General features: G+C 60.8%; 8 protein-coding genes. 6 read left to right on the top strand and 2 right to left on the bottom strand.

Translation table 11 applies throughout. The features are described 5' to 3' along the window. Positions 1–320: 320 nt before the first annotated feature. Both QZ302_RS07035 and QZ302_RS07030 read right to left on the bottom strand, forming a co-directional pair. Positions 321–1979, bottom strand: a complete 1659-nt coding sequence (locus QZ302_RS07035) for a sialidase family protein (protein ID WP_294593963.1) — start codon at positions 1977–1979, stop codon at positions 321–323. Positions 1980–2015: 36 nt separating this feature from the next. Then, the gene (locus QZ302_RS07030; RefSeq protein WP_294593961.1) at positions 2016–2783 is read right to left on the bottom strand and encodes a nitroreductase family protein; all 768 of its coding nucleotides are present in this window, start codon (positions 2781–2783) and stop codon (positions 2016–2018) included. 169 nt (positions 2784–2952) lie between these two features. On the opposite strand from QZ302_RS07030, the gene dapF reads away from it, so the two are divergent. The 6 genes from dapF to QZ302_RS07000 all read left to right on the top strand — a co-directional run bounded on the left by dapF (position 2953) and on the right by QZ302_RS07000 (position 7978). Then, positions 2953–3753 carry a diaminopimelate epimerase gene (gene dapF / locus QZ302_RS07025; protein WP_294593959.1) on the top strand — a complete coding sequence of 267 codons (801 nt, stop codon included), beginning with the start codon at positions 2953–2955 and terminating at the stop codon, positions 3751–3753. A 23-nt stretch (positions 3754–3776) separates the two neighbouring features. Continuing rightward, positions 3777–4592, top strand: a complete 816-nt coding sequence (locus QZ302_RS07020; protein ID WP_294593957.1) for an alpha/beta hydrolase — start codon at positions 3777–3779, stop codon at positions 4590–4592. A 67-nt stretch (positions 4593–4659) separates the two neighbouring features. Next, positions 4660–5262, top strand: a complete 603-nt coding sequence (locus QZ302_RS07015; protein ID WP_294593955.1) for a lipocalin family protein — start codon at positions 4660–4662, stop codon at positions 5260–5262. Positions 5263–5370: 108 nt separating this feature from the next. Further along, entirely contained in the window at positions 5371–6717 is a 1347-nt protein-coding gene (gene gldE / locus QZ302_RS07010) for a gliding motility-associated protein GldE (RefSeq protein WP_294593953.1), read from the top strand. Further along, positions 6689–7354 (top strand): 4'-phosphopantetheinyl transferase superfamily protein, encoded by a 666-nt coding sequence (locus QZ302_RS07005; protein WP_294593952.1) that lies wholly within the window; start codon positions 6689–6691, stop codon positions 7352–7354. The genes gldE and QZ302_RS07005 overlap by 29 nt, the downstream gene beginning before the upstream one ends. Positions 7355–7390: 36 nt before the next feature. Further along, on the top strand, positions 7391–7978 hold the full coding sequence (locus QZ302_RS07000) for a porin family protein (protein WP_294593950.1): 588 nt from the start codon (positions 7391–7393) through the stop codon (positions 7976–7978). Positions 7979–8663 lie beyond the last annotated feature (685 nt).

Here is an 8663-nt window from a genome sequence, read left to right as displayed (position 1 = left end):
GATTGGCCGAGTGCCAACCGGCAAGAATTGCCGCGGGCGGGCGACAGAACTTTGCGCGGATCAAGTTTTTTCGCGCGCCTACGCGATTCAGTTATTTCGGCTCACCGCCGAAATAGTTGAATCGCTGCTTTAGGCGGGGCGCGCGTCTTTGGCTACTGGAGGGTACTGCGCTCGGGCCGCGCGGGCCCCACGTCCCGTGGACGGGCAAAACTTCGTTTTGCTGCGGCAGCCTCTACCCCCATTCTTCGCCCGCGCGACGCCGCGCGGGCCCGCAACGGGCAAGTGGCAGCTCCCCCCAACCTACGCACAGCGCAAAAGCCCTACCGTTCCTTCCGGACGATATCACGGAGCGGAATCGCCTGAAAAGCCATCTGAGCCACACTGCTCTCGTACAAAATCCCCACCGTCCGGGGATCGATCATCGTCAGGCAAGAATACCCCCAACCCGGCTCCTCATCCAACAACAACTGGTTCTCCGGCAGCCACGTCGCCCCCCCGTCCAAGCTCGCCTTGATCGTAATCTTCGCTCTCGTCTGCGTCGTATCCGGATTCGAAAACAGCAGCAAATCCCGCCCCAACTCATTCTCCGCCGCCGGCACCCGGATCAGGCTCGCCATGCAGACCGGCTCACGCAAAGCACTGCGCGAAGTCGCATGCTCCTCCCACGTCCGACCCATATCGCGCGTCACGCAGATCGCCCGGCTATCGCCCCCGTTCCGCCGCATGTTCAGCATCAATACCCCCGGTTCAATTTCTACCACCTGTGCTTCCGTAGTGTTGGTGAACGCCGGCGCACCGATCGTCCACGTCTGTCCGTTATCGCGACTCCAAACCACCGACGCGAACGGCATATGCGTCGAATCCGTCCACTGAATCGGGAAGACCAGCGTACTGTCCTGCATCACAATCCCGCGCCCCGGTCCCTGGAGAATCAAATGCCACGTCGGATCCTTGATCTGCGCCGTGATATTGACCGGTTCCGACCACGTCCGCCCGTCATCGTCGCTGTGCACCAACAACACCTGCCCCGTCTGCTCCTCCGGCGTCATCGCATTGTTGTGCGACGCCCACCAGCCGCGTCCGCCGCCCATCCCGTGGTTCCACAACGCCATCACCCACGTCCGCCCCCGCAAAGGGTCCACCAGAATCGAAGGGTCGCCCACCCCGTTCTGCGACCGGGGCAACGAGCCGTAAGCCGTCAAATCCATCACCCGCCGCATCGGCTCCCACGTCCGCCCCCCGTCCGTACTCCGGCTCAGCCCCACCTGCACATCCTCCTGCAAATCGATATTGTTGTGATTCCGCACGTCATACACCCCGAGCAACGTCCCTTCGGCCGTCGTCGCCAGCCCCGGAATCCGATAGGTATGCACCCCGTCGTCCCCCGCCGTCCGCACCGCCAGCGCCAACCGGTGTCCGTCCGTCCGCCGTGTACGGGTAATCCTCCCCTGCGCACTCCCGTTGAAAAGCACCTCTTTGACCTGCGGTTCGAACTTGAAAGTCAGCGGCGTATCCTTCGCCACCGCCAGACTGACATAAAAGTAATTCGTCCACGGGAAAAGCCGCTGATCGAAACGCAAAGTCACCGTCCCATCCCGTTGCGCCGCCACCGTCGTATCCTGAGCCAGCAGCATGGCATAAGCCGGATGGTCGTAAACCGTCTGTCCCCCGCCATACTCCGCTATGCCGTGCGCCAGCCCCGACGACGCCGTGCGCGAGCCGAGCATCGACGTGGTTCCGGTGTAAAAGACCCGCACCGCCTCGATATACGGCAAGTCCTTTTCCGGAAACTCGATCGTCACGCCGCTCATATAGAGACTGTCGATCGTCGGCGTCACCCGCAGGTCGAAAATAATATTATTGGCACGCCCGACAACCACCGGAATGGTCGGTTCGTGAACGAAAACCGTCTGGGCCTGAGCCGAACGCCAACCCGCCGCACCGATGACCGGCAGGAGGAACAAAAGAAACTTTTTCATCGTTTGAATTGGGAAGTATGCGTGTCAAAAAAAATTTCAGTCTTTCAGGTCGAACTCGAACATGCCCTGTCCGCGCAACACGTCGAGATAAGCCCGAGAAAAGCGGAGGTTGTCCGCCGTCGTATACCGCCGCTCGGTGAAAATCCGCGCCAGATTCGGCAACTCATTCTCCGCCAGCAGTCGCGCCGTCTCCTCCGACGCCTCCCGCGCCGCCCACACCTCGTCGATCCACTCCGGCGTATAGTCCCGATAGTTATCCCGATGCACGACCGCCTCCAGCGGCAGCCGGTCGGTCAGCTCCGGCAGCGGCTCCGCCGGATACCCCACCGCCACCGTCGTCACCGGCACCACCCCGCGCGGCAAGTGCAGGATCCGCACGATATCCGCCGCATTGTAAGTCGTCGTCCCGAGATAACAAATCCCCAACCCGTTAGCCTCCGCCTCTAACGAGAAGTTCTGCGAAGCGAGCAGCGCGTCGATCGCGCCGTTCACAAACCATTGCAGGTTGTCGTACCCCGGCTCCGCTCCGCGCTGCCGGCACCACATCGAAAAACGGTGCACGTCGGCACAGAAAGTCACCAACGCCCCCGCTCCGGTCGCCGCCGGCTGGTTGAAATGGCACGGCCCGAGCTCCCCGAAAACCGGCGAACCGACCGACGTCACCACGATACTGTAGAGTTGCATATTTCCGACCGTCGACGCCCGCGCCGCGGCAGCCAGCAATTCGGTCATCAGCGAATCGGAAATCGGTCGCCCCGGCTGGAAATTCCGGACACTGCGATGGTTCGCTATTTCTGGTATCATATCATACGCTGTTTCGAAAATTTCAGACCTCCGGCACCGGAGCAGCCCCCTGTGCCCATTGTACAAATATAGGATTTAAATGCATATCCGCCAAGCCACCCCCAACGCTCGCCCGCGTCCGCAAATATCCGTCACCCGGGGAAACACATAAAAAGCTATATTTGCCGATATGAAAAACGTGCGATTCGCCAAATACCAGGGCGCCGGGAACGACTTCATCCTGCTCGACGCCCGACACGACGCCCCCGCCCTGACCCGTCCGGAGATACGCGCCCTCTGCGAGCGGCGGTTCGGCATCGGCGCCGACGGCCTGATGACCCTCGAAAACAGCGCGACACCCGGCTGCGACTTCCGGATGCGCTACTACAACGCCGACGGCGGCGAATCCACCATGTGCGGCAACGGCGGGCGGTGTATCGTCCGCTTCGCCGACCACCTCGGCATCGGCGGCCGCGTCAAACGGTTCGACAGCAGCGACGGCATCCACACGGCCGAACTGCTCGACGACCGCCTCGTCCGGTTGCAGATGATCGACACCGGAGCGCCGGAAAAGCTGGCCGACGGCCGGTCGTGGTTCCTCTTCACCGGCTCGCCGCACTACGTCGAATTCACCGACCGGCTGGACGGACTCGACGTGGAGCGGCTCGGCGCAACGATCCGGCGGCGGGCCGACTTCGAAGCCATCGGCGGCACGAACGTCAATTTCGTGGAGGTGGCGGGCGAAGGACAGATCCGGGTGCGCACTTTCGAACGCGGCGTGGAGGCCGAGACCTGGGCCTGCGGCACCGGCGTGACGGCTGCGGCGCTCGTGACGCACGCTGTCCGGCAGCCGGAGTGCTTCGATTTCACGGTCGAAACACGCGGCGGGATACTGGGGGTGACCTTCGCCGAGACCGAGACCGGAACTTTCGCCGACATCCGGCTGACCGGGCCGGCGGAACGCATTTTCGAAGGAGAAATCGAAATTTAACCGACCATAAAAATCGAACGGACATGGAAAAATTCGTCATCGCCGACGGCACACCGGTGCGCTATGCCGACGCCGGGAAAGGGACGCAAGTCGTCGTATTGCTGCACGGCTATTTAGAATCGATCGAAGTTTGGGACGACTTCGCCGGCGAGCTGGGCAAGGAGTACCGCGTGATTCGGGTCGATCTGCCGGGCCACGGCTTTTCGGAGTGGGGCGGCCGCGACGTGATCGACATCGACTACATGGCCGACACCGTATCGGCCGTGTTGAGGGTCGCCGGGGTGGAAAGATGCACGGTCGTGGGCCATTCGATGGGCGGTTACGTCGCGCTGGCGCTCGCTGCGAACCACCCGGAACAGGTGGAGGGCCTGGTACTGTTCCACTCCTCGCCGAACGCTGACACACCCGAAAAAGCGGCCAACCGGCAGCGCGAAATCGAGCTGATCGAGGCGGGCAAAAAAGAGATGCTGGCGCGCGTCAATCCCGGCAAAGGCTTTGCGGAGGCCAACCTGAAACGATGCTCCGAGGCGATCGAAGAGCTCTCGGAACAGGTGATGATGACGGAAGACGCCGCGATCGCGGCCGTGCTGCGAGGGATGTCGCGGCGGCGGGATCGCAACGACGAGATGCGCGGTTTCGGCATCCCCGAACTGATGATTTTCGGCCGGGACGACAACTACATCCCCGTGGCGGCGGCCGAAGCGATGGCCGCGGCACAGCCACAGGCACGCGTGGCGTGGCTCGAACGGTCGGGGCACATGGGATTCATCGAACAGCCGACCGAATCGCTGTCGATTCTGAAAGAATTTCTGACGACCGTCGCCCAAGGAGGCAAATAAGCGCGGATCGTTACCCGTTTTTGAGTACCTTTGTCCACTGAAGACAAACCATTTAACACGATCATTTATGAACCATCGCATTGCACGGACAGCGCTCTTCGCAGCAGCTGTCGCTTGTGGCTGGATGACCGCCTGCGGCCCCAAAACGGCACAAACCGAAACCGTAAACGGTCGGGTCTTGGACGCCTCGATGAACACCGTCACCGTACGGACCGAAGCCGGAGACACCCTGACCATCAGCACGCTGGGTGCCGATCCGGCCAAGGTACAGGGGGTACTGGTCGACGACTCCGTCAGCCTGACCTGCCGGACGATCGAAGTACAGGGCCACAACGCGCTCGAAGCGCAGGAATTGAACGTCACGGCTCACTCGCCTTACTTCTATATCCAAGGCCAGTGGGTAGAACCGAATCCGATCGATTCGACCGCGGTGCAGGGATTCGCGCTGAACGAAGACGGGACTGCCGCTTCGATCGGGATGGCGACATTGCAGATCACCGGCTGGAACCTGACGGCTCCGAAGGCCCTGATCCTGACCGGCGAAAGCATCGGGAACGGCCAAACCCTGCCGATGTGCGACACCCTGACCGTTCTGCGGCTCGACGCCGACTCGCTCGTGCTGGGACACGGGAACGGACATGTCGCCTGGCGGCTCGGACGGCAGAAATAGCGTCGGCCCGTTTCGACTCTCGCATCGGTCTCGCCGGATTCGTTCCGGCGAGACCGAAGCGTTTTTAGCCCCCGGATCGCCGAAAAATCGCTATCTTTACCCCCGATTATGGACGACTATTTTCAAGGGATCGCATTTCTCCCGTTCAACCCGCAACTGCTTTGGATTCTCGCCGCACTCATCGGGCTGCTGATCGTTTCGGCCTTGGTGTCCGGCTCCGAAACCGCTTTTTTCTCGCTCTCACCGAACGACATCCACGAACTCGAAGAGTCGGACGGCACGCAGGCACAGGCCGCCCTCCGGCTGCTCGACGACAAAGACCGTCTCCTCTCCACCATCCTGATTACCAATAATCTGGTCAACATCGGCGCCATCCTCGCCGCCAACGCCCTGATCGACGGCATGGTGGTATTCGGCGGGGCGACCGCACTGGAATTCATCGTCAAGGTGATTATCGTCACCTTCCTGCTCCTGCTTTTCGGCGAGATCATGCCCAAAATTTTCGCCGCCTACAACAGCCTCTCGTTCGCCCAGCGGATGAGCGTTCCGCTCCTGTCGCTCCAGCGTCTGTTCCGGCCCCTGTCGGCCATTCTGATTCGCACCGGAGGCGTGATTACCCGGGCACTGGCCCGGAAACAGAGCAACCTCTCGGTGACCGACCTGACCGACGCCATCGAGATTGCCGAGACCGACTCCGAAGACGACAAAAAGATGCTGACTGGCATCGTCCGGTTCGCCGCGACCGAAGTCGATCAAATTATGAAACCGCGTATCGATGTGAGAGCGTTGGAGATCGGCGCGACCTTCGCCGACGTGAAACAAACGGTGGTCGAGAGCGGATTCTCGCGCATTCCCGTCTACCACGAAAACCTTGACGACATCCGCGGGATTCTCTACGTCAAAGACCTGCTGCCCCATCTGGGAGCCGATGCCGACTTCAACTGGCAACAGCTGCTCCGGCCGGCCTATTTCGTGCCCGAACATAAAAAGATCAACGACCTGCTCGAAGATTTCCAGAAGCGGAAAATCCACATTGCCGTCGTCGTGGACGAATACGGCGGGACGCTCGGGATCGCCTCGCTGGAAGACATTCTGGAGGAGATCGTCGGTGAGATTGCCGACGAATCGGACACCGAAGACGACTTCTTCCGCCAGATCGACGACCACCGGTACATCTTCGAAGGGCGGACCCATCTGGGCGATTTTCTCCGCGTGCTGGAGCTGCCCGACGGGCTGCTGGACGGAGCGCGGGGCGACGCGGACACCCTGGCGGGATTGATGCTGGAGATTCGCGGCGAATTTTTCTGCGAAGGAGAGAGCGTACAGGAGGGAGATATCGAATTCAAGGCCTTGCGCGTCGAAAACCGACGCATTACCGAAGTGGAAGTCACTTTTCTGCAACCCGACGAGGCGACGGACGGGAACCATGACGACACGAACGAAGAGAAAGAGTAGCCGAACGATCCCGATCCCGATCGACGGAACGGAATTTTCGGTGTGGCTGGCGCCTTTGGAGGCCTTCACAGAGGCGGAACTCTTGGAGCGGGCGCAACTGACGGACACAGAACAGGCCGTATTCGAAACCTTTCCGGAAGCGACCGGTCGCTCCGGCGGACAGCGGCGACGCGAGTGGCTCGGAACGCGGATGCTGGTCTGCGAAGAGCTGGGCGGACGAATCTCATACACGCCCCAAGGGCGACCCCGACTGGTGTCGCCATCGACAAAACAGGACATCTCTATCTCACACACAACCGGCTGGGCAGCCGTAGCGGCTTCGACCGCAGGGCAGTGCGGCATCGACATCGAACGGATCGACCGGGATGCGAGCCGGGCAGCAGCTCGCATCGCTGCGCCGGGCGAATTGGCGGCAGCAGCCCGCATCTTTCCCTCCCGACCGGCCTTGTGGCTCTGGTGCGCCAAAGAGGCGGCCTACAAGGCGGCAGGAGGGCCCGAAACGGATTTCGCCCGCGATATTCGACTCGAATCGCCGAGTGTGGCACAACCTTTGATAATGACTGTGGAGACGGTTCGCGTGATCCTTGCCTCCTTCGTTTACGAAGAGTTACTCGGAGTCTGCGGGCTGGTCGAATAGATAACTTTATCGTAAACCTATAAAAATTTTACAGTTATGAAAAAGTACGCAATTCTCTCCATGGCAGCCGCCGCAGCGATGATCGCCGGCGTATCGACCGCTTCCGCACAAAAAACGTTCACCTGGGGGCCTAAGGCCGGGATGACCGTGTCGAACATGAGCCACACGGACATGAACGCCAAAGTCGGATTCACAGCCGGTATCTTCACCGAGTATCGTGTCGACTGGTTCGGTCTTTCGGGCGAAGTGCTCTATTCGCGACAAGGCGTAACTAACAAAGAGACGATCGACGGTACGAAAATCAAAACGCGCCTCAAGAGCGACTACCTGAACGTGCCGGTGCTGGCCAACTTCTATGTGACCCAGAACCTTGCCCTGAAGACAGGGGTTCAGGCCGGCTTCTGCCTCGGCGCAAGCTCGATCACCAAGATCGACGGCACTAAAACGAAAGACGGAGTCGGAAATGCATTCCACACGGCTGAAGTAGCCATTCCGGTCGGTATTTCTTACGACTTCGGGCCGATCGTGCTGGATGCCCGGTACAATTTCGGGGTAAGCCACGCTTTGAAAGACGGCAACTCTCGGAACAACGTCTTCCAGCTGACGGCCGGGGTTCGCTTCTAATAATTCAATCATGACTAAAACCGGAGGGAAGCGACACATTGAAGTGTCGCTTCCCTCTCTTTTTTTATAGTTTGGATAAAGACGGGTAGCGCCGGAGCAAAAACAGTCTATTGAGAATGCGGGGGCTGAATCCCTTTCCGCCCCGGGCTACCGCGACTTCGGTCGCGCGGGCTATGCCGGTGTAACAAGGGACGTCGGCAACTACGGGTTCGGCTGGTCTTCCACCACGAGCGGCATCTACAGCCTGGACTTGCATTTCTATTCGCAGTACCTCAACCCCAGCGTCACGCACTATCGCGGCCACGGTTTTCCGTTGCGTTGCCTCTCGGAATAAACGGGTCGCGGACCCGCAGTGGGCAAAGGGCTAAAACTACCCTAACCGGCTTGCCTGTAGTGGCCGGAGCCAGCGTGGGCGCAACGAGCAGCGCGAAGTGGCGGCCCTACGCCGGGGGTGGCTCCGGCCCGCGCGACCCGTTGGGTCGCAAGAGCAACAATCCATCCACTTCCTCACTTCTGTCGGGTTCGTCCTCGGCGCGCCCCCCTCGCGCCGCTATGGTGTCGCTCTTACCGAGGACGGCGATTCCTCACGGAATCGCGCTATTCGTTCTCAGTTCAAGCGGCCGAAGCCTGCGGGACCCAAAAGCAACGTGAGTTGCGGGCCTCCGCTGCGGGAGGCTTCGGCCCG

The organism is uncultured Rikenella sp. (assembly GCF_910579375.1).
Classification (GTDB): domain Bacteria; phylum Bacteroidota; class Bacteroidia; order Bacteroidales; family Rikenellaceae; genus Rikenella.
Note: the sequence above shows the minus strand (reverse complement) of the source record. Positions and strands in the feature narration are given on the sequence as shown.

Coding starts and splice junctions, on each gene's coding strand:
- QZ302_RS07015 (WP_294593955.1), top strand. CDS start 4,660: ATGAACCATCGCATTGCACGGACAGCGCTCTTCGCAGCAGCTGTCGCT.
- QZ302_RS07030 (WP_294593961.1), bottom strand. CDS start 2,783: ATGATACCAGAAATAGCGAACCATCGCAGTGTCCGGAATTTCCAGCCG.
- dapF (WP_294593959.1), top strand. CDS start 2,953: ATGAAAAACGTGCGATTCGCCAAATACCAGGGCGCCGGGAACGACTTC.
- QZ302_RS07035 (WP_294593963.1), bottom strand. CDS start 1,979: ATGAAAAAGTTTCTTTTGTTCCTCCTGCCGGTCATCGGTGCGGCGGGT.
- gldE (WP_294593953.1), top strand. CDS start 5,371: ATGGACGACTATTTTCAAGGGATCGCATTTCTCCCGTTCAACCCGCAA.
- QZ302_RS07000 (WP_294593950.1), top strand. CDS start 7,391: ATGAAAAAGTACGCAATTCTCTCCATGGCAGCCGCCGCAGCGATGATC.
- QZ302_RS07005 (WP_294593952.1), top strand. CDS start 6,689: ATGACGACACGAACGAAGAGAAAGAGTAGCCGAACGATCCCGATCCCG.
- QZ302_RS07020 (WP_294593957.1), top strand. CDS start 3,777: ATGGAAAAATTCGTCATCGCCGACGGCACACCGGTGCGCTATGCCGAC.